Here is an 18,737-nt window from a genome sequence, read left to right on the forward strand (position 1 = left end):
GGGATGGAATTTCCTCTTACCCTTTAACATGAGTCCCTTTCGCCAACCGGAAAGTAAAAGTCACTTTTGCAAGAGGTTTATTGATGAAAACCATAATTTTATTGATGAAAACTATCATTTTGTTGATAAAAATATGATTTTTTTGATGAAAACCATAATTTTGTTGATGAAAATCATGATTTTATTAATGACAGCCTTTGCATTCAGAGTGATGACCTCTGAATTATTGACAATCAGGAATCTACAGCCCCATTGAGTATAAAATTATCTTGTCATGTAGCCGATCGGGCAAAATATGCTTGATCAGCGCTCCAATTTTGGCATCCTGTCCAACAAGATAGCGTGTCTTGGGTTTTTTTGCAGTCAGTGCATGGACAACAACTTGAGCCACAATATCCGCAGAAATTCCCTTAGATGCGATAATCTGCATTTTCTTGCGGACAATGTTCATCGCCTGACCGTAAAGATTGTGTGCCGTTTCGGGTAGATCCTGCTGTGCTACTTCAGATTGACTTAGGGACTTGTCCCAAATTGGGGTAGCAATAGAACCAGGTTCAACAATTGAAACCGAGATTCCCCAAGGTCGTAACTCCATCCGCATCACATCAGTGAGTGCTTCCAAAGCAAATTTAGAAGCATTATAAGCACCCAAAAACGGCGTAGGACTTCTACCAGCAATAGAACCCATATTGATAATTCGACCTTGACTTTGGCGTAGAAGACCAAGAAATGCTTGTGTCACAGCTAATTGTCCGGTGACATTAACCTGCATCTGGTGTTGAAATTCAGCGATCGCTAATAATTCTAACGGCCCAGGAACAGCAATGCCGGCATTATTCACTAAACCGACAATTCCCACACCACCGACTGCATTTGTTACCGTATCAACCGCAGCTGCGATCGATTCCGCATTAGTAACATCTAAAAAAATCGGAATCAGCCTTGGCGATCCTTTCTGTTTAAGTGTTTGAGCATCAACATCTTGACGCACTCCAGCAAAAACAGAGAAGCCCAACTGGTCTAAAAGCAAAGCACACGCTTGACCAATTCCTGTTGAAGCTCCTGTAACCACTACTGTACGTTGATTTTCTACAACCATTAATTTTCTTTGATGATGGGGCTGCCGTAATTACGAATTACGAATTAGTATCAATAGACCTGCTTTGAAAATAGGGACTGGGGAAGAGATATTTTTATTGTTCCTTGTGAGTTCCACTCATGGAGTCTTTTGCAAAAGTGACTTTTGCTTTCCGGTTGGGGAAAGGCTAAGAGGAAATTCCATCCCTTTCCCCTTTAACCCTTACCCTTTCCCCTACTTCTCTTAGAAGTCTAATCTTTACAAGTGCCAGCACGAAGGCAATCTTCGGTTTGGTCATCTCTAGCCGATATTTGCCCCGGCAAGATGCGTAACTGAGCATTTGTACTGTAAGTAATTAGAGCAGCTATTGTGGGATACTGGTTTTTAACATTTGCCACGTCGCTACTAGAAGTATTGCCTAGCCCAACATTGTATAAATAAACAGGCAATGCCATAAGGGCAATGCAAATTATCCGGTTCATACCCAACCTCAGCTAACAATTTCCGATTACCATCTGTATAGATGCCACCTAGACGAACCGGATTTTTAAAACTGAGTATTAAATGTTGATGTTGTGCTAATTTACTCAGCGCAGTGGTCTGTCAAATTTAAATTGATGGGTAAGCTAGTTCCTAGTCAGGACTTTAGTCCTTCATTCTCTAAACACTCAAGTGCTTACTACAAACCGATCAAAACCAATAAGACAGACTACTAGCCGCAGAGACATGATTTCTAATTTATCGGTTCCACCCTTTTTTATTTTAGGTTAGGCATTGCCTACAAGATGTCTTCCTACTAACTTATGCAGATGCAAACCCAAAAAACAGGACAAAAAACCCACAGCACCCAAAAACATCTCTTAGTAGCTGCATTCCCCAGATAAAATAATGAAGAGTGCTGAGTCACCAAAATGGTCGATGACCGACAAAAAAAGATACAATCCCCTAAATTTATTTATGGCATTGTTAATTTTTAATTTTTAATTTTTAATTTTGAATTCGGAGCGAAGCGACGTGACGCCTTCACAAGACGTAGATACTGTAAACGTTCCTAACCTCGACCCAGAAGGATATGGCAACTCAGACACCGATCCTCTTGATGAGTTGCCTGGTGAAGTCGAAATGTCCCTTTTCGACCATCTAGAAGAGTTGCGACAGCGCATTTTCTATTCGTTGATTGCCGTAGCAGTGGGCATTATTGGCTGTTTCTTTGCCGTTAAGCCGATTGTCCAGTTACTTGAAGTTCCAGCACAAGGAGTAAAATTTCTCCAACTTGCACCAGGAGAATATTTCTTTGTCTCCCTGAAAGTTGCAGCATACACTGGCATCGTACTTACTAGTCCTTTCATTCTTTACCAAATTATCCAGTTTGTGCTTCCAGGACTGACTCGCCGCGAACGCCGTTTACTGGGGCCTGTGGTTTTGGGTTCGAGTGTGCTATTTGGAGCAGGTTTAGTATTTGCCTATTTACTGCTTATCCCCGCAGCCTTGAAATTTTTCATTAGCTACGGAGCAGATGTAGTCGAACAACTTTGGTCAATTGATAAATATTTTGAATTTGTGCTGCTGCTGTTATTCAGCACTGGTTTAGCATTTCAAATTCCGATTATTCAACTGTTGCTCGGTAATTTGAACATTGTCTCGTCAGAACGAATGGTTTCTGGTTGGCGTTACGTGATTATGGGAGCAGTGATTTTAGGAGCCGTCCTCACACCTTCTACTGACCCCTTGACTCAAAGTCTTTTAGCGGGAGCAGTTTTAGCACTTTATTTCGGTGGTATTGGATTAGTGAAGCTTACAGGTAAATAACATTTGGAATAGGTTATAGGTGAGAGTGAATAAGGTGATTTCTCATAAAAAAAATACCTCTGTTGACGAGTTTCGACTTCGCTCAACTCTCGACTGCTCAGTTGGTTGAGCGGAGTTGAAACCAACGGCTATGGTAAATTTATTACTAGAATTCATCTAAGTTCTAAGGAGGGCTAGAAAAACCGACATCTGATGAAAATGATCTTTATAGGTTATTTATTAGGGTTAACATTATTAACCGCTTGTAGCGAAGCAGCCACAGATAAGCTTACACAAGAACTACGAACTGTCAAATCATGGACAGCTACAAGCAAAATGGTTGCTGATAGTTGGGTACGAGGTGCTGTGCCAAAAGTTTATGCGAAACAAACACTCAAGAAAGCACAGCAAGAGTTGCAAACAGAAACCGACAACATAGCCCAGATAGAATCATCTACAGCTATTCCTCAGCCTTACAAGTTAGCACTTTTAGGTCATATTAAACGGTTAGCAAAAATCACAGAGCAAATGTCAACCGCAGTTGAACAAGAAAATTATTCTGTAGTGGCACAAAGTATTAAGGATTTATCGCTAGAAGGACGAACCCTAGACTCGCAACTACCACAGCAGAACAAACCATGAAGAAAGTTTTGGAAATTGCGCTGGGCATTGTGACTAGTATAGGTGGCTTCTTAGATGTGGGTGCGATCGCTACAGCAGCAGAGGCCGGATCTATTTTCGGCTTTCAACTAATCTGGGCGATTATCCTGGGTACAATTTGTGTGATTTTTTTGGTAGAAATGTCTGGGCGGTTAGCAGCAGTTAGCAAACATACTTTAGCTGCTGCGGTACGCGAACGTTTTGGGTTTAATTTTTATATTATTCCACTGATTGCAGAAGTCATAGTTGATTTTCTAGTGTTAGCAGCGGAAATTGGTGGTGTTTGCATTGCCTTACAACTGCTAACGGGTATTAGTTTTCAGTGGTATGCTTTACCCGTTGCCTTTGCAATTTGGTTGCTCATTTGGTACGGCAACTTTGGGATTATTGAAAATGGTATTTCCGTATTAGGATTGGTGACACTAGTTTTTGTCGTCGCTACTTTTAAGTTGCATCCATCTCTAACACAACTTGGTAGTGGTTTGTTGCCAACTCTGCCACAACAAGATACCGCTCATTATTTATATCTTGGAGTTGGGATTTTAGGTGCTTTGATTAGCCCCTATTTATTTTACTTTTACTCATCTGGGGCAGTAGAAGATAAATGGGATGAAGGGTATATCGGTGTAAATCGCGCAGTTGCCGGTTTAGGAATGAGTTTTGGTAGCATTGTATCGCTAGGGGTGCTGATTGTGTCAGCATTGGTACTCAAACCCAAAGGCGTTGAGGTAGATAGCTACGAACAAGCAGCATTGATGTTGACAGAAGCTTTTGGTTACTGGGGCTTTGTACTATTTGCAGTGTCCTTGGGCATTGCTTGCTTTGGTGCAGCATTGGAAGTGACTCTCGACACAGCTTATATTGTTGCTCAGACCTTTGGTTGGAATTGGGGCGAAAATCTGAAACCAAAAGATGCCGCCCGCTTTAGTTTGGTCTACACTGTGTTTGTCTTTCTCGCTTCTTTATTAATGGTATTTGGCATCGACCCATTGCAATTGACTTTGTTTTCAATGGCGATTACAGCAGTAATTTTGCCGCCTGTGATTGTGCCATTTTTGGTATTGATGAACGATGAATTATATATCGGCAAATATCGCAACGGTTGGATAAGTAATAGTGTGGTGATCTTTACAATTGTGTTGACATTCGTGTTAGCGATCGTTGCGATTCCACTAGAAATTCTTGGAGGATGATCGCTGGTGGGCGTTCTTGTTAATCATCAACTGGAAGTGAGAGAAAATGAACATTATTAGAGATGTACTTGATAACCAATTAGTTGACAGCGATCGCCGCCATCTGGGCAAAGTCGATGGCATTGTCATCGAGTTACGCGATGGAGAACCGCCACGACTCACTTATATCGAAACTGGTATGACAATTCTTGCACGACGCATTCATCCACGTTTAGGCAGGTGGGTAAAAGCAATTGAAAGTAGCTGGGGTGCTAAACAAAGTGAACCCTTGAGAATTCCGTGGTCAAAAGTGCGGGATGTTGGTATTGATGTTGAAGTCGAGATTGAAGCTGACCAAACTCCGGCATTAGCTTATGAAAAATGGCTTCAGAAACACATTATTGGCCGAATTCCAGGGGCAGAACATGGCAAGTGAAATTCATCTGGAATTACTACTAGGCAAACAAGTATTGGATTCAACTGGCAAACCCGCCGGACGCATTGAGGAAGTACGCGCCGAACAGCAAGGTGAAGAATGGGTTATTCAGGAATATCTGATTGGAACCACTGCGATGTTAGAAAGACTATCGGCTTGGGCAATTGGGTTGAGAATCTTACACTTGCTTGGGGCACACAAGATCCGCAGTGGCTATACAATATCTTGGGAGCAGCTAGATTTGACTGACCCTGAAAAGCCTCGTTTGCTCTGTACCTTAGATGATTTAAAAGCATTAGAGACTTCCAAAAAATAAAAATCCAACGCATGTTTAACTGCTCTGGCTATCGAGCAGTTTCACGAGAGATGAGGGCTATGGGAATTGCGATCGCTTCTCTGAGTTGCATTTAAGGCTCAAGCCGATTTTTTCAAAGTATTTTTGCATAAAAAATACTGTAATTAAGGAAGAAATTGATTAAAGTTAATCAAATAATTGGTCATAATATCCATTCCGAAGAACGTTCGCCCAAATCTAAAGGGATGCTAACAGCTTTGCCGAGGCGGGGGCGATCGCGGGTTTGGGTAATAAAAGTTTGTACCTGTGTTGACCCACCCAAGGCATGAAGATAATTGGCAATGCGATCAAGATGTTCTTGGTACTCCGCCTCACTCAAGGGAAAAGAAGCTTGCTCTAGATATTTCCACATTACTTGCAAAAATATCTTTCCCTGTGTCCGCCGGAACTGGACATCGTAAGAATATCCCCACTTATCAAGCAACATCTGGCGTAATTCCTGTCCTGTCATAGCTTTTCTCAATCAGATTTTACATTTAGTTATGATGTTAAGTTCCGTGACTCCAGTATGATAAGGATATAAAGAAATGTAATGCTAACAGAAAAGATGCTTTTTATATCTTGAAACAAAGAATTATGGCATCGTTGTGAGCGCTAGCATTTCGACTTAGACAAGAGTTGCTCAAGTACAAGTACTTTTGTCAAAATGCTTAACAAAATACACAAAGAGCGCGTAGATTATGGCTCAATTTTCTGAATCAGCAGACGTGCCCGATATGGGGCGTCGTCAGTTCATGAATCTGCTCACTTTTGGGACTGTCACTGGAGTAGCTCTGGGTGCATTGTATCCCGTTGTCAAGTACTTTATTCCACCAGCAGCAGGTGGCGCAGGTGGCGGTACAACAGCAAAAGACGAGCTAGGTAACGATGTTAGCGTCACAAAATTTCTAGAAAATCGGAATGCAGGCGATCGCAACCTAGTCCAAGGACTAAAGGGAGATCCTACCTATATTGTGGTAAACAGCAAAGAGGCGATCAAAGATTATGGCATTAACGCTATCTGTACCCACTTAGGTTGTGTCGTCCCCTGGAACGTTGCTGAGAACAAATTCAAGTGTCCTTGTCATGGTTCTCAGTATGACGAAACTGGTAAAGTTGTTCGGGGACCAGCACCTCTGTCTCTGGCTTTAGCCCATACCAGCGTCAACGACGACAAAATCGTTTTAACCCCTTGGACTGAAACCGACTTCCGCACAGGTGATGCACCTTGGTGGGGTTAATAATTTTGTCTTTAGTCATTTGTCCTTTGTTCAGGGCTTAATGACTAATGACTAATGACCAATGACTAATGACTAATTCAATTGTCGCCCTTATAGAGATGAGAAATGTTTTCCTAACAGCGAGGTTAACTCGCAGTGCTAGAGCGATTGTAAAAACATTGCTCATAGCGATCGCTACTGTGACATTTTACTTCACCAGCGATCTAGCCCTTCCCCAATCAGCTGCCGCCTATCCTTTTTGGGCACAGCAAACCTATCCCGAAACCCCCCGCGAACCAACAGGGCGAATTGTTTGTGCCAACTGTCACCTAGCCGCCAAGGTTACAGAAGTGGAAGTTCCCCAATCGGTGCTACCTGACACTGTATTCAAAGCTGTGGTGAAAATCCCCTACGATCTAAGCGCCCAGCAAGTTGGTGCTGATGGTTCTAAGGTTGGCTTGAACGTCGGTGCAGTACTGATGCTACCCGAAGGCTTTAAGATTGCTCCTGAAGACCGTCTTTCCGAAGAACTTAAAGAAGAAGTTGGCGACACTTTCTACCAACCCTACAGCGAAGACAAAGATAACGTCGTCATCGTCGGCCCTTTACCTGGCGAACAGTATCAGGAAATCGTCTTCCCAGTTCTTTCTCCCAACCCCGCAACCGACAAAAACATCCACTTCGGTAAATATTCAGTTCACGTAGGTGGTAATCGAGGACGCGGACAAGTTTATCCTACTGGTGAAAAGAGCAATAACGCTGTTTACAACGCTTCCGCTACTGGCACAATTACCAAGATTGCTAAAGAGGAAGATGGAGACGGTAACGTTAAATATCTAGTAAACATCCAACCCGAATCGGGTGATGTTGTCGTTGATACGATTCCTCTAGGGCCAGACCTGCTTGTTTCCGAAGGTCAAGCAGTTAAGACAGGTGATGCTTTGACCAGCAACCCGAACGTCGGTGGATTCGGTCAAGCAGATGGAGAAATCGTATTGCAAGACGCTTCCAGAGTCAAATGGATGATTGCATTTATCGCTCTTGTAATGTTGGCTCAAGTTATGCTCGTGCTGAAGAAAAAGCAGGTTGAAAAAGTCCAAGCTGCTGAGATGAATTTCTAAATTCTTTGCTAAATCATTATTTTTAGGACAGGCAATATGCCTGTCTTTTTTTACGTTAGTGACACGAAATTTAGAAATTTGTGACTTATACAAATTGCTGTACGCTTACCAATGTATTTATATCATTATTAAAATGAAACGCTATTAACTGCTAGTAAACTTTATGAACTCAATCATGGTTATTCATCCCTATAAGTTCGGCGAGATGTGGGTGTTCGACGATGGAAATGTAGGTCTAGTTAGAGAACCTTTCGTGGCAGGGGCAGACGAAATTATCGAAAGAATGGTGGCACAGATTCCAGATGCAGAGTCAGGGTTCAGTTTGATATTTTCTGCATCTCCCTTTCCTGGCTATCAGATCAAGTTTGACTGGCAGCGTGAAGAATATGGAGGTAACTGGTATTACAGTGCAGATTTAGATCGGCAAGGATGGCTTTGCCCGCCAGTTTTTCTTTATATTATCTGGAAAGGCAACCTTAGAAATTGATGGTTCCCGCCAAGTGCTTTCTCCACACGAAGGTATAGAAATCCCACCTAATATTCCTCATCAGATGCTTAATGAAAGCGACTATGATTTGGAATTTCTGGTAATTTCACAGCCTCCCAGTCATGGCGATCGCATTTTGAGCGATATTATTGAATCTAGCCCTAGTTGAATTGAGGTATCCGACCATGACAGCCTCAGTAGAGTATATCCCCGTTACTCCAATTGAATACCCAGATGAGGACGGTAAGCCGATGGCCGAAGGTGATGTACAGCGTAAGTGTCTCGTATACGCTACCACTGTGCTGGAAATTTATTTCCAAAATCACCCAGATGTATATGTTGCTGGTAATCTATTTATTTACTACGAAAAAGGTTATCCAGAATCGGTTGTCGCTCCAGATGTCTTTGTGGTGTTTGGAGTAGAAAACCGTGACAGACGCTCTTACAAAACCTGGGAAGAAAATAATCAAACCCCAGATTTTGTCTTAGAGATTACCTCAAAAACTACCCGCAGTAAAGACCAAGGTGCAAAAAAAGGAATTTACGCCTTTCTAGGAGTACGTGAATATTTTCAATATGACCCCACAGGCGATTATCTCAATCCCCAACTCCAGGGTTTACAGTTGGTCGATGGAAATTATTTCCCAGTGGCAACCAATACCTTACCAGATGGTACAGTCTCCCTATCCAGTGAAGTTTTGGGGCTAGAATTGCGTTTAGAGGCGGGAAAACTGCGCTTTTACAATCCAGCTATGGGTCAAATACTCCTAACTCATGAAGAGGAAGCAACTGCACGACAAACCGCAGAAGAGAAAGCGCAAAGATTAGCTGCTAAACTCCGAGAATTAAATATCGATCCAGATAGCCTTTAGCTAAAAATATAGGGTGAGCAATGCCCACCCTACTGCTGTTGATTATTTTTTGTGAGACTATAGCGGACGGTAGACGCGATAGTTGATTTCGGGGAAGATATTATCCATTAACTCGACTTTTTCCAACCAACCACTGTCAACTTTGCCGATTTTAACGTCTTCATAGAGCTTATTGAACCGCATCAGTATAATATCTGTAGGTTGGGTTGAGGAAGGAAACCCAACATTTCATCCTTGTTGATGTTGGGTTTCACGCCGTTCAACCCAATCTACATTCATAGATTTTATTATAATTAATCACCGGAACTTGATATTAGTTAAACAAAGCCTGTAAATGTATAACTTGACTGCTAATAAACTTTGAGCATAAATGCTTTAAAACACAAAAGACATCTTTTTCAAAAATATCCGTTTTCACCCAAGCATTCAATCTAGTTTTTGTCTTATTTCAACGAGCGCCCCGTTTTTGTACTTTATCTCATGTTTTCCTACGAATACTGGAACGAACAAAGGGATAGATTTAGCCGCACCTAATCTTGGTGTCGTCTTTTTGAAGAATGAGTGAGTAGCAAAAAATTTTTATCGCAAAACTTTATTACCGAGTTTTGTCAAACCTGATGAACTAATTTCCAACTTACCATCATTAAAATGGCGTAAATAATAAATCTTAGTGGGCGTTGCGGAGCTACTTGGCAGATTTTAGCACCTAGTAACACCCCAGGCACAGAGCCTAACCATATAGGGAGTACCAAACTCCAATCAACTGTTCCCAGGCTGAGATGACCAAGGGCTGTAAACAGCAATAAAATCGCTGCGTGTGAAATATCTGTACCCACTAATTTCCGGGCATCAAGGTGGAAAAACCCAATCAGCACTAGGGCAAACATTGAACCTGAAGAGACGCTAGTTAGACCAACCAAACAGCCTAAAATTGCTCCTAAAGTAACTGTCATAAATCGACCAAAGTTAGTTTCTAAGTCTAACTTTGGCAGTTCGGGTAAATTAAATTTGGGGAAAAAAGTCAATAACAACAATTGCACTAGTGCTAAAACTGTGACTAACAAAATCATCCCGCCAAGCAAACGGAACAAGATATTATCCAGGTTAAACTCACCTGTATGTTTAATTAAGTGCAAAATCCCCACGCCGAACAGTGAGCCTGGAACACTCCCGAAAGCTAACCATTTAACAACTTCTGTGTCAAGGGTTTTCTGTTCCCAATGCTTGACGCTACCAACAATTTTCATCAAGGTGGCGGCCACAACATCAGAACTCACAGCGATAGAAGGCGGAACCTGAAAAATAAAAATCAACATTGGGGTGATGAGAGACGCTCCACCAATTCCCGTCAAACCAACGATGATACCAACAAAAAAGCTTAAGAACGGTAGTAATAAATAGTCCATATTCTTCGGGGGTTTCAACAATTAGTTATCAGTTATCAAAGTCCTGTTGAGTCTCCCACTTCTATAAGTGAGCAGCGTCGGTAAGGGTTGATTAAATCCCCAAACGAAGCCTTGATAACTGTTCGCTGACTTAATTACGAGCAGTTAGAGAGCAGCAACTCAGCCAAACTATAGCCCAGTGGTAGACAGAGCTAGTTATGACAAGTTATTGTGTTTCTCAATGATTCTTGGACAACTTAAAACCTGTCTGGAAGTTTTTGTAAGCATAACAATTGGCATTTAGCTCAAACAGACTTTGATAACTGCTTATTGGTCAGTCGCTCTGCTAAACTCAACTTCTAACTAGGTTTTTCTACAGTTTTACATATAAAACCACGTAAGGCGATGCACTTACCGTATTTTACTAGTAAGCATGACTAAACGTCTAGCGTATTCGCGTTGTATATTGCTCAATTATCTGGATAATACACCGCAGTCAGTCAAACTCCCTACGGACTGGTTGCTCAAAAATTTAGCTACAAGTTATTAAGCATAAGGATAATACCAAACTTTGTAGAGACGCGATATATCGCATTTATGCTGCAATTAGGCAACATCCTGGAAGTGATTACAATACTCAAGGTCAATTTCGATTCCCTAGTTTAATGACTCATGGAAAACCTTGTTTTTTGCAATCCAGTCAAAATCCTGTTTGGCAAAGGTCAAATCGCCGACATTGCTGCTGAAATTCCTGATAATGCCAAAATACTGATTAATTATGGTGGGATAGCATCAAAACTAACGGCGTCTATAACCAGGTAAAGTCTGCATTGGCAAACTTTGGCTATAGACAATGCCTAGTTCTTTACTCAGTGTTTAGAAAATCTTGACTTACAAGCAAATATCATGATAGTTTAAATAAAACCATTCGGTCGGTAATATTTAATTGACAGCAATTTTCAATTCAATAAACTCCCTACTATCAAAATCGCTGTAATGTCCAAAGGCGAAGAAACAAAAATCAGAATTCTTGAGCAAGCAGCCGAACTGTTTAATCAACAGGGGTATGCAGGTTCATCGATGTCAGACATTATGCGTGTAACTGGATTGCAGAAAGGAGGAATTTACAATCACTTCCAAAGCAAAGACGATCTCGCACTACAAGCTTTTGATTTTGCGATCGCTCGCATTAAGCAGCATACTAGATTTGCATTACGAAGCAAACACCACGCAGTAGAACGTCTGCAAGCAATCATTGAGGTGTTTAGTAGCTTCGCAGAAAATCCACCAATCAAGGGCGGGTGTCCACTGCTGAATACTGCTGTGGAAAGTGACGATGCTCATCCAGCGTTGCGACAACGTGCTCAACAAGCGATGAACTCTTGGCTACATTTAATTTGTCGAATTATTGAAAAAGGAATTAAAAAAGGTGAAATTCGCCCGGAAGTGAGTGCTGATGAAATCGCTACCATCATAATCGCAACACTGGAAGGAGGCATAATGATCAGCAAGCTTTATGGAGATTCAATTCATATCCATAGGGTAATTAATCACTTGAATCAATACTTGAAAACTTCTCTTTAATTAAACAGATCGAGCAGTATTAAAAAATATCAAGATCAATAATGCTAATAAACAACAACTTACACAGACCATTAGAAGTAGTATTACCAATTCCTGTCAAAACATACGACATTGATTTTATGGGAATTGTGAGTAATATCGTGTATATCAGATGGCTAGAGGATTTACGTCTAAAGTTTTTAGATGAACATTGGCAACTCAGTCAACAAATTGAGCTAGGATATACACCAATTCTAGCTGGGACTGAAATTGAATATAAACGTCCAATAAAGATTATCGATCGAGTGATTGGACGTTTATGGCTGAGTGGTTTAGGACGCTTAAAGTGGACTGTGCAAGCTGAAATTTTATCTAACAATGAATTAGCAGCAGTGGCTAGTCAGAAGGGTGGTTTTATCAGTTTGCAAAATAATCGCCTTATTCCCATTCCAGAGGAATTACAGAAAAAATATTTACAATATCAACGAGGGATTCAGAAAATTTAATAATTAGGAATACTTCTATATTTTTTTAGTTTTTTACAGACTGTTCGGTTTGTTTGTAAACAGAATCTGAACTATAACACTGATTTTTGATCAATACGCGAAAGAATCCACTGCCTGCGGCACCTCCCCTTGCTAAGAGAAGATAGGGAGGTGTCCTCTCATTCCCACTTCTTGCAAAAGTCGGGAAAAGTATGGAATTTTCCCGACTTTTGCCAATCTCGTAAATATACGGGAACTTCTTGTTTTGAATTTTGGTCACTTTATGTCACTTTGAACAGCAAGGCGGTTCTGACTCCAATAGATTAGATATAGTCTATAGTCACAACTCAGGCATTGCAGCCTTATTATGTTGTCCAGTTTAACTGACCCTAACTCTTCGGTAAACTACTGTACCCATCCAAAGGTATGTACAAATGCTGTTATCCGTTGTCAGCTTTTCCTGAATTGTCTTTATATATACAATAATTACATTTTGTTAGTCAGATTAACGCAGACTTCAAGCACTTTCAAATCGCTAAAATGGATGTTTCCTTATAGAACGATTTCGTCATATCTAACCAAATATTACCATAATTCTTTATATGTATGCTAAAAGTTTATGAAAGCTATATCAAACGACACTTTAAACAATTTTGCACCCAAAAACCTCTATACTAGACTAGACTTTGATAAATTTGAGAGTTTTGTTAATTGCAATACCAAAAACTATCAATTTTTAGATGAAATACTAGCGTATCTTATAGTCTATAGTTTTTAAAGTTTAGTCAAAACTATATCCAGTAACATCAAAAAACTGCAAACTTCATGTGGTGCAAAAATCAAGTGGGGAGTGAAGACATGAATTTACGTAGAGATGCATTGCAAATCCTCAAAGAAACTAGCCGAACTTTTTATATCCCAATTAGTCTTTTACCGCCAGGATTGCAAGAAGCAGTAGCATCAGCATATTTGTGTATGCGTGCCATTGATGAAATTGAAGATCATCCCGAATTAGATAACGCTACTAAAGCAAAGCTGTTAAGAACCATTAGCCTGACATTACAGGCAGGAGTTGATGGCTTTGCGGTAGATGCTTTCTTTGCAGGATTTAGTGGGTATGAGAATTCATTAGAAGAAGTTACTTTGAGGATTAGAGAATGGTCACTGCTAGCACCAGACACCATTGCACCTCGAATTTGGGATGCCACTGCTGCAATGGCTGACCGGATGGCTTATTGGTCAGAAAAAAACTGGAAAATTCATACAGAATCTGATTTAGATCGTTATACCTTTGGAGTTGCAGGTGCAGTGGGACTGTTACTTTCTGACTTGTGGACTTGGTATGATGGAACACAAACAAATCGCACCCAGGCGATTGGTTTTGGTCGGGGTTTACAAGCAGTCAATATCTTGCGTAACCACACTGAAGATTTGAAGCGTGGGGTAGAATTCTTCCCAGAAGGTTGGAGTGCAGAAAATATGCAAGAGTATGCCCAACGCAATCTAGGTTTGGCCGAAGCTTATATCAAAGACCTTCCTACCGGGCCAGCCTTAGATTTTTGTCAAATCCCCTTCACCTTGGCAAAGGGCACTCTTGACGCCCTTGCTAATGGTAAAGAGAAACTCAGCCGCAGTGATGTTTTTGCACTTATCGAACAGCTGACTAGTGTGAATATGAAAGCTAGCTAATAATCTCTTAACGACTAATGGAGATAATTCTAAATTGCCTCCAAATTTAGGCATCCAAAATTCTACAGCGAATTTCTGTAGGGTAGCCAGTGCGGTCTTCTCCCTTCTCTACGAGACGCTTTGCGTTCGCGTAGCGTTTCAGAGGAAAGGCGTTAGCCTCTCCCTTTGGGAGCTATCCATTAGTCACATTTTTCTTAAGATTGCCGTCAAGTAGGCTCTAAAGGGGTGAGAGAAGTAAACAACGGCGGCATAGTTGACAAAATCAACATAAAATGTATGGGTAGTAGGGATAGTGTGGCACATCCACCAGAGGCGCTCGTTAACTACAAAGATGGAGATGGAGAATCTAAGTGAAGAAGTTTCCTGGTGGCAGGGATATCGTGTAATCGCCGCAGCCCACGCCAAATGGTTTTCACTCTTGGTTCACCATCGCCTTTGCGTCCCAAAAAGCCACCAAGAGTTGCAATCATGCGTACTGCTTGACTTGTAAGGTGAGCAACATCCCTCCCAAGTATGAAATTAACTCACGACTCTAGGTAGTAGCGCTAGTAGTTAAAAATAGCTAGTCTAGACAAAGTTGATTCAACATCCACTTTAGTTTGATTCATCACAATAATCATCTGTGGCGCGTACTGAAGATTTACAGTTAGTCTGAATAGTCCAAAATTATTCATAATCGTTCGCTTGCAGACTCGCTACTACTGCGCTAACGTAATTCGTAATTAAAGACTATTTCAGACTCTTATTTAAACACCCAAACTGAAACAAAGCCACGTATATATAATAAATGGCAATTACATTCAAAAATTACTAATTACGAACTTGTACTGAGCGTAGCCGAAGTATTACGAATTAGTTAAACGTTCCTTATCACAGTGACAGATATGAAAGCAGATCAACTCCTGAAAAACTATGCCGCAGGTGTCAGAGACTTTACTGGCGTCAACTTGAGTGAGGTCAATTTAAGAGAAGCCGATCTCAGTGGCGTAATTTTAGATCGAGCAATTTTAGATGGAGCTAATCTGAGTCACGCTAATTTAACCGCCGCTAGTTTGATTGAAGCAGACTTAAATGGAGCAGATTTGAGCAATGCGGATCTCAGTAATAGCAACTTAAGCAAAGCTATTTTGGATGGAGCTATTTTGGATGGAGCTATTTTGGATGGAGCTAATTTGAGTCACGCTGATTTGACGGTTGCTAAATTGATTGAAACTAAATTGAGTGAGGCGGATTTACAGGAAGCAAACTTGATAGCAGCAAATCTAGATGGAGCAGATTTAAGTGGTGCAGATTTAACTGTAGCCGACTTATCCCAGGCAAATCTCACTCAAGCAGATTTGAACCAGACAAATTTGAGCGGAGCCAATTTGGATGGAGCCAATATAGAAGGAACGATTCTGGATGAGAATGTTTAACTCATTTTCTTACAGAGCAAGGGTTCTGGGTTGCTGACTCAATACATTAACCAAAACAGTACCTCGGAACACCGAGATTAAACTCGATTGTTTCCACTGACAATGCGATTGAGATGAGAACTTAAAATGTTGCACAAGAGTTTGTGACTTTTGTGTACACACGATCTGCTTGCCAGAAAAAGTCAGATGGATATATTTTCTATACACAAGGATATTACTGTGAAAAAGTTTGCTAAAAGTAGTGTTATTTACGATTGTCATAATTAAAACAATTGACTCTCAACTATCAATGGTGAACTCTACCCTCGTCGTCACACTCTATGTCAACCCTATGACAGGGAATGATACCAATACTGGTTCACGGTTGAGTCCATTTAAAAGCCTCACCCGTGCTTTAAAAGTAACTAAAATCCCGACGATAATTCATCTGGAGTCGGGGACTTACAAGGCCGCTAGTGGCGAAGTGTTTCCACTAATTATCCCTAGAGGGGTGACAGTGGTGGGTAATGAAGCTAACAAAGGTGTAGGGATTGTAATTTCCGGGAGTGGTGAGTATCAAAGTCCCAGTTTTGGTATACAAAATATTACGTTGCTCTTGGTAGATAATGCCAGTCTTTTAGGTATAACTGTCACCAATCCCTCAGCCAAAGGTACTGGTATCTGGATTGAATCGGCTGCACCTACTTTAAGTAACAATACTTTGAGCAACTGTGGGCGGGAAGGTGTGTTTACCACTGGTACTGCCAAACCCGCAATTTTAGATAACATATTTGTACAAAATATTGCTTGCGGGTTAGTAATGGCAGGTCATAGCCAGGGAGAAGTACGGCGGAATGTATTTCAAAGAAACCCTTTAGGCATAGCAATTAGTGACTTTGCTGTTCCAACGATCGCCAATAACAAATTATCAGAAAATCGCACAGCGATCGCACTTTCTCGCAATGCCCAACCTGTGCTACGTCAAAATCTGATTATTAACAATACCCAAGGTGGTCTATTAGTCAATGGCAATGCAGTCCCCGATTTAGGTAATAGCGAAGATCCAGGTGATAATATTTTTCGGGATCAAAGGGAATTTGATTTATATAATGCCACTACACAAAAGCTAGTTTCCGTAGGTAATCAATTAAATCCTGCTCTAGTCAAGGGTTTGGTAGAATTACTCCCAACCAATCGAGTCGCGGCTTCGAGCGAATCCCCATCTCCCGAACTAAACGGACATTGGGCAGAAGCATTTATTCAAGCATTAGCGAGAATGGATTTAATTCATACGTTTGCTGATGGTAGTTATCAGCCAGATAAACCCATGACTCGCGCCCAGTATGCAGCAATGGTGGCGATCGCTTTTAACCCATTTCCCAAAATCCCATCTCCTGATTTTACGGATGTACCCAAGGATTTTTGGGCTTATAGTGCTATCCAAATCGCGGCTAGCGGTGGCTTTGTTGGTGGATTTAGCGATCGCACTTTCCGCCCCGATCGAAGTGTGCAGCGGCTACAGGTGATTGTCTCCTTAGTAAACGGACTGGGATTACCAGCTGTTGATAGCGGTGTTGTAGAAGTATATAGCGATCGTCATACCATTCCCGATTATGCCCGAACAGCCGTTGCTACTGCTACACAACGGGGAATAGTTGTCAACTATCCAGATCCGAAAGTGCTTGCACCTTTACGTTTTGCAACACGCGCCGAAGTTGCAGCGATGGTTTATCAAGCATTAGTTGCCATTGGTCGAACATCTGCGATAAAAATAATTCGTAATTCGTAATACAACTCTTGGAGAGGCTGCGCCCGAAGCGTAGCTATGCCGCAGGCTTTACGGCTACGCTCAGTACAAGTTCGTAATTCGTAATTAAGTTTTGCAAGGAGGATAAAGACAAAAGCCATAAAACTTGCTGCGACTCACGGCTCGACTGAGCGCTCGCCGAACGTCTTGTCAGTTGCTATGCAACTTAAACCCTTAGAATTTGTTAAATCAGTCTATATGGGGTTGCATTCTAGAAGTTGACAAGTAAAATAAGGAACACTGCCTATCGGCTCGGCAACTCTTGGAAAAATAAACCATGTAGTTAAAAGCACGCTAGGCTAATATGCGATGGGTGACAAATCTTAGACCTATTGCCTAAAGCTAATAGCCCCATGTTAACAACACTTCCAGACACCTCTGCCAACTTGGCGATCGCCTTATTAATTAACTATAGTTTCGATCTCGGTGGGTATAGTGCCAATGAGCTAGTTGAGCGTTGGCAAACGCAATACCCCCTTAATTGGCTACACCTGGCAGTGATTGAGGCACTATATCAAGGTCGTTATAAAGCGGTTTCTGTGCAGCAAATTTTAGTATTTTGGCAGCGCCGGGATCAGGCTACATATCATTTCAACATGGAATTTGAACGGATGATTTGTAGCAAGTTTCCTCAAAACTTAACGTCATCGGCTGCGCCAGCTCTACCGCCAGCCAAGAAAAAACCCACTGTAGAGCAAGTGACGAGTCCTCAATTACCACCAGCTAAGATTCGCAACGGCTATCAACACAGCAATACTGCAATTCTCCAACTGAAAAGTTATCAACCAAAGACATCTTTGAGTGAAGAAGAAGGAAAACAGGAAGATAGAGACAATAAAACCGTCTTAAAGCCTCCCCTTTCTGCGAAATTTACCTCTTCAGCAACTCTTGAGCGATTATCTGCTGTCAGCCAAAAGCAAACTTCACAAGAAAGTCCAGTGCCTTTCCCGTCACCAAACCATCATCAACGACAGCCAAAACTGCTCCCGCCTGCTCCTATTCATGCCCCAATTGAGCAATTTACCCCCAAAACAAGCGATCGCCCTGATTCTTTTACATCTAAACTCAAAGCCATGTCTAGCGAACATAACCCAGGTGTAGGGAGCAGGGAGCAGGGGAGCAGGGGAACAGGGGAGCAGGAACGGAGGGAGCAGGGAGCAGGGAGCAGGGAGAGAATAACTAATGACAAACGACAAATGACAAATGACAAATGACAAATGACAAATGACAAATGACAAATGACAAA

20 protein-coding genes and 3 pseudogenes are annotated in these 18,737 nt (G+C 41.5%); 16 read left to right on the forward strand and 7 right to left on the reverse strand.

Features of this window, described 5'->3' with window-relative positions; translation table 11 throughout:
* Positions 1–241: 241 nt before the first annotated feature.
* Positions 242–1,099 carry an SDR family oxidoreductase gene (locus RM368_RS04880; protein WP_322693007.1) on the reverse strand — a complete coding sequence of 286 codons (858 nt, stop codon included), beginning with the start codon at positions 1,097–1,099 and terminating at the stop codon, positions 242–244.
* A 230-nt stretch (positions 1,100–1,329) separates the two neighbouring features.
* Complete coding sequence (locus RM368_RS04885) at positions 1,330–1,560, reverse strand: hypothetical protein (RefSeq protein WP_322693008.1); 231 nt, start codon at positions 1,558–1,560, stop codon at positions 1,330–1,332.
* 532 nt (positions 1,561–2,092) lie between these two features.
* Between RM368_RS04885 and tatC the strand changes: the two genes are divergently transcribed.
* The 3 genes from tatC to RM368_RS04900 all read left to right on the forward strand — a co-directional run bounded on the left by tatC (position 2,093) and on the right by RM368_RS04900 (position 4,719).
* On the forward strand, positions 2,093–2,887 hold the full coding sequence (tatC, locus tag RM368_RS04890) for a twin-arginine translocase subunit TatC (protein WP_322693009.1): 795 nt from the start codon (positions 2,093–2,095) through the stop codon (positions 2,885–2,887).
* A 192-nt stretch (positions 2,888–3,079) separates the two neighbouring features.
* Positions 3,080–3,508: a hypothetical protein gene (locus RM368_RS04895; protein WP_322693010.1), complete on the forward strand. Its 429-nt coding sequence runs from the start codon at positions 3,080–3,082 to the stop codon at positions 3,506–3,508.
* The gene (locus tag RM368_RS04900) at positions 3,505–4,719 is read left to right on the forward strand and encodes an Nramp family divalent metal transporter (protein WP_322693011.1); all 1,215 of its coding nucleotides are present in this window, start codon (positions 3,505–3,507) and stop codon (positions 4,717–4,719) included. The genes RM368_RS04895 and RM368_RS04900 overlap by 4 nt, the downstream gene beginning before the upstream one ends.
* Before the next feature lie 133 nt (positions 4,720–4,852).
* On the opposite strand, the gene RM368_RS38700 is transcribed toward RM368_RS04900, so the two are convergent.
* Positions 4,853–4,924: an MJ0042-type zinc finger domain-containing protein gene (locus RM368_RS38700; protein ID WP_416212212.1), complete on the reverse strand. Its 72-nt coding sequence runs from the start codon at positions 4,922–4,924 to the stop codon at positions 4,853–4,855.
* Between the two features lie 199 nt (positions 4,925–5,123).
* Between RM368_RS38700 and RM368_RS04910 the strand changes: the two genes are divergently transcribed.
* On the forward strand, positions 5,124–5,450 hold the full coding sequence (locus RM368_RS04910; protein WP_322693013.1) for a hypothetical protein: 327 nt from the start codon (positions 5,124–5,126) through the stop codon (positions 5,448–5,450).
* 181 nt (positions 5,451–5,631) lie between these two features.
* Here RM368_RS04910 and RM368_RS04915 read toward each other — a convergent pair whose 3' ends face one another.
* Positions 5,632–5,940: a DUF3067 family protein gene (locus RM368_RS04915; protein ID WP_322693014.1), complete on the reverse strand. Its 309-nt coding sequence runs from the start codon at positions 5,938–5,940 to the stop codon at positions 5,632–5,634.
* A gap of 229 nt (positions 5,941–6,169) precedes the next feature.
* Between RM368_RS04915 and petC the strand changes: the two genes are divergently transcribed.
* The 5 genes from petC (at position 6,170) to RM368_RS04940 (ending at position 9,168) form a co-directional block, all read left to right on the forward strand.
* Positions 6,170–6,709 (forward strand): cytochrome b6-f complex iron-sulfur subunit, encoded by a 540-nt coding sequence (petC, locus tag RM368_RS04920; protein WP_322693015.1) that lies wholly within the window; start codon positions 6,170–6,172, stop codon positions 6,707–6,709.
* A gap of 98 nt (positions 6,710–6,807) precedes the next feature.
* Positions 6,808–7,809 (forward strand): cytochrome f, encoded by a 1,002-nt coding sequence (gene petA, locus RM368_RS04925; RefSeq protein ID WP_292817010.1) that lies wholly within the window; start codon positions 6,808–6,810, stop codon positions 7,807–7,809.
* 163 nt (positions 7,810–7,972) lie between these two features.
* Positions 7,973–8,296, forward strand: a complete 324-nt coding sequence (locus RM368_RS04930; protein ID WP_322693016.1) for a DUF6717 family protein — start codon at positions 7,973–7,975, stop codon at positions 8,294–8,296.
* A gap of 13 nt (positions 8,297–8,309) precedes the next feature.
* Positions 8,310–8,465: a hypothetical protein gene (locus tag RM368_RS04935; protein ID WP_322693017.1), complete on the forward strand. Its 156-nt coding sequence runs from the start codon at positions 8,310–8,312 to the stop codon at positions 8,463–8,465.
* Between the two features lie 16 nt (positions 8,466–8,481).
* Positions 8,482–9,168, forward strand: coding sequence for a Uma2 family endonuclease (locus RM368_RS04940; RefSeq protein WP_322693018.1), 687 nt, complete (start codon positions 8,482–8,484; stop codon positions 9,166–9,168).
* 57 nt (positions 9,169–9,225) lie between these two features.
* Here the strand turns inward: RM368_RS04940 and RM368_RS04945 are convergent.
* Both RM368_RS04945 and RM368_RS04950 read right to left on the reverse strand, forming a co-directional pair.
* Positions 9,226–9,360, reverse strand: a pseudogene (locus tag RM368_RS04945) (1,4-alpha-glucan branching protein domain-containing protein); the annotation flags it as partial.
* 416 nt (positions 9,361–9,776) lie between these two features.
* The gene (locus RM368_RS04950) at positions 9,777–10,574 is read right to left on the reverse strand and encodes a sulfite exporter TauE/SafE family protein (protein ID WP_322693019.1); all 798 of its coding nucleotides are present in this window, start codon (positions 10,572–10,574) and stop codon (positions 9,777–9,779) included.
* Between the two features lie 651 nt (positions 10,575–11,225).
* Here RM368_RS04950 and RM368_RS04955 point away from each other — a divergent pair.
* The 4 genes and pseudogenes from RM368_RS04955 to RM368_RS04970 form a co-directional block, all read left to right on the forward strand.
* Positions 11,226–11,389, forward strand: a pseudogene (locus RM368_RS04955) (NADH-dependent alcohol dehydrogenase); the annotation flags it as partial.
* A 160-nt stretch (positions 11,390–11,549) separates the two neighbouring features.
* On the forward strand, positions 11,550–12,137 hold the full coding sequence (locus RM368_RS04960; RefSeq protein ID WP_322693020.1) for a TetR/AcrR family transcriptional regulator: 588 nt from the start codon (positions 11,550–11,552) through the stop codon (positions 12,135–12,137).
* Positions 12,138–12,178: 41 nt separating this feature from the next.
* Positions 12,179–12,622 carry a thioesterase family protein gene (locus RM368_RS04965; RefSeq protein ID WP_322693021.1) on the forward strand — a complete coding sequence of 148 codons (444 nt, stop codon included), beginning with the start codon at positions 12,179–12,181 and terminating at the stop codon, positions 12,620–12,622.
* Between the two features lie 837 nt (positions 12,623–13,459).
* On the forward strand, positions 13,460–14,290 hold the full coding sequence (locus RM368_RS04970) for a phytoene/squalene synthase family protein (protein ID WP_322693022.1): 831 nt from the start codon (positions 13,460–13,462) through the stop codon (positions 14,288–14,290).
* Positions 14,291–14,613: 323 nt separating this feature from the next.
* Here the strand turns inward: RM368_RS04970 and RM368_RS04975 are convergent.
* Positions 14,614–14,772: pseudogene (locus tag RM368_RS04975) on the reverse strand (IS4 family transposase); the annotation flags it as partial.
* Between the two features lie 402 nt (positions 14,773–15,174).
* Here RM368_RS04975 and RM368_RS04980 point away from each other — a divergent pair.
* The 3 genes from RM368_RS04980 (at position 15,175) to RM368_RS04990 (ending at position 18,705) form a co-directional block, all read left to right on the forward strand.
* The gene (locus RM368_RS04980) at positions 15,175–15,705 is read left to right on the forward strand and encodes a pentapeptide repeat-containing protein (protein WP_322693023.1); all 531 of its coding nucleotides are present in this window, start codon (positions 15,175–15,177) and stop codon (positions 15,703–15,705) included.
* 289 nt (positions 15,706–15,994) lie between these two features.
* A complete protein-coding gene (locus RM368_RS04985; protein WP_322693024.1) occupies positions 15,995–17,473 on the forward strand; it encodes a DUF1565 domain-containing protein in 1,479 nt (492 codons plus the stop codon).
* Between the two features lie 371 nt (positions 17,474–17,844).
* Positions 17,845–18,705, forward strand: coding sequence for a hypothetical protein (locus RM368_RS04990; protein ID WP_322693025.1), 861 nt, complete (start codon positions 17,845–17,847; stop codon positions 18,703–18,705).
* Positions 18,706–18,737: the final 32 nt, after the last annotated feature.

The organism is Nostoc sp. DedSLP03, from assembly GCF_034530815.1.
Taxonomy (GTDB): Bacteria; Cyanobacteriota; Cyanobacteriia; order Cyanobacteriales; family Nostocaceae; genus Nostoc.

Coding starts and splice junctions, on each gene's coding strand:
- RM368_RS04880 (WP_322693007.1), bottom strand. CDS start 1,099: ATGGTTGTAGAAAATCAACGTACAGTAGTGGTTACAGGAGCTTCAACA.
- petC (WP_322693015.1), top strand. CDS start 6,170: ATGGCTCAATTTTCTGAATCAGCAGACGTGCCCGATATGGGGCGTCGT.
- RM368_RS04950 (WP_322693019.1), bottom strand. CDS start 10,574: ATGGACTATTTATTACTACCGTTCTTAAGCTTTTTTGTTGGTATCATC.
- RM368_RS04990 (WP_322693025.1), top strand. CDS start 17,845: ATGTTAACAACACTTCCAGACACCTCTGCCAACTTGGCGATCGCCTTA.
- RM368_RS04885 (WP_322693008.1), bottom strand. CDS start 1,560: ATGAACCGGATAATTTGCATTGCCCTTATGGCATTGCCTGTTTATTTA.
- RM368_RS04930 (WP_322693016.1), top strand. CDS start 7,973: ATGAACTCAATCATGGTTATTCATCCCTATAAGTTCGGCGAGATGTGG.
- RM368_RS04965 (WP_322693021.1), top strand. CDS start 12,179: ATGCTAATAAACAACAACTTACACAGACCATTAGAAGTAGTATTACCA.
- RM368_RS04940 (WP_322693018.1), top strand. CDS start 8,482: ATGACAGCCTCAGTAGAGTATATCCCCGTTACTCCAATTGAATACCCA.
- petA (WP_292817010.1), top strand. CDS start 6,808: ATGAGAAATGTTTTCCTAACAGCGAGGTTAACTCGCAGTGCTAGAGCG.
- RM368_RS04915 (WP_322693014.1), bottom strand. CDS start 5,940: ATGACAGGACAGGAATTACGCCAGATGTTGCTTGATAAGTGGGGATAT.
- RM368_RS04985 (WP_322693024.1), top strand. CDS start 15,995: ATGGTGAACTCTACCCTCGTCGTCACACTCTATGTCAACCCTATGACA.
- RM368_RS04895 (WP_322693010.1), top strand. CDS start 3,080: ATGAAAATGATCTTTATAGGTTATTTATTAGGGTTAACATTATTAACC.
- RM368_RS04960 (WP_322693020.1), top strand. CDS start 11,550: ATGTCCAAAGGCGAAGAAACAAAAATCAGAATTCTTGAGCAAGCAGCC.
- RM368_RS04910 (WP_322693013.1), top strand. CDS start 5,124: ATGGCAAGTGAAATTCATCTGGAATTACTACTAGGCAAACAAGTATTG.
- RM368_RS04980 (WP_322693023.1), top strand. CDS start 15,175: ATGAAAGCAGATCAACTCCTGAAAAACTATGCCGCAGGTGTCAGAGAC.
- RM368_RS04900 (WP_322693011.1), top strand. CDS start 3,505: ATGAAGAAAGTTTTGGAAATTGCGCTGGGCATTGTGACTAGTATAGGT.
- RM368_RS04970 (WP_322693022.1), top strand. CDS start 13,460: ATGAATTTACGTAGAGATGCATTGCAAATCCTCAAAGAAACTAGCCGA.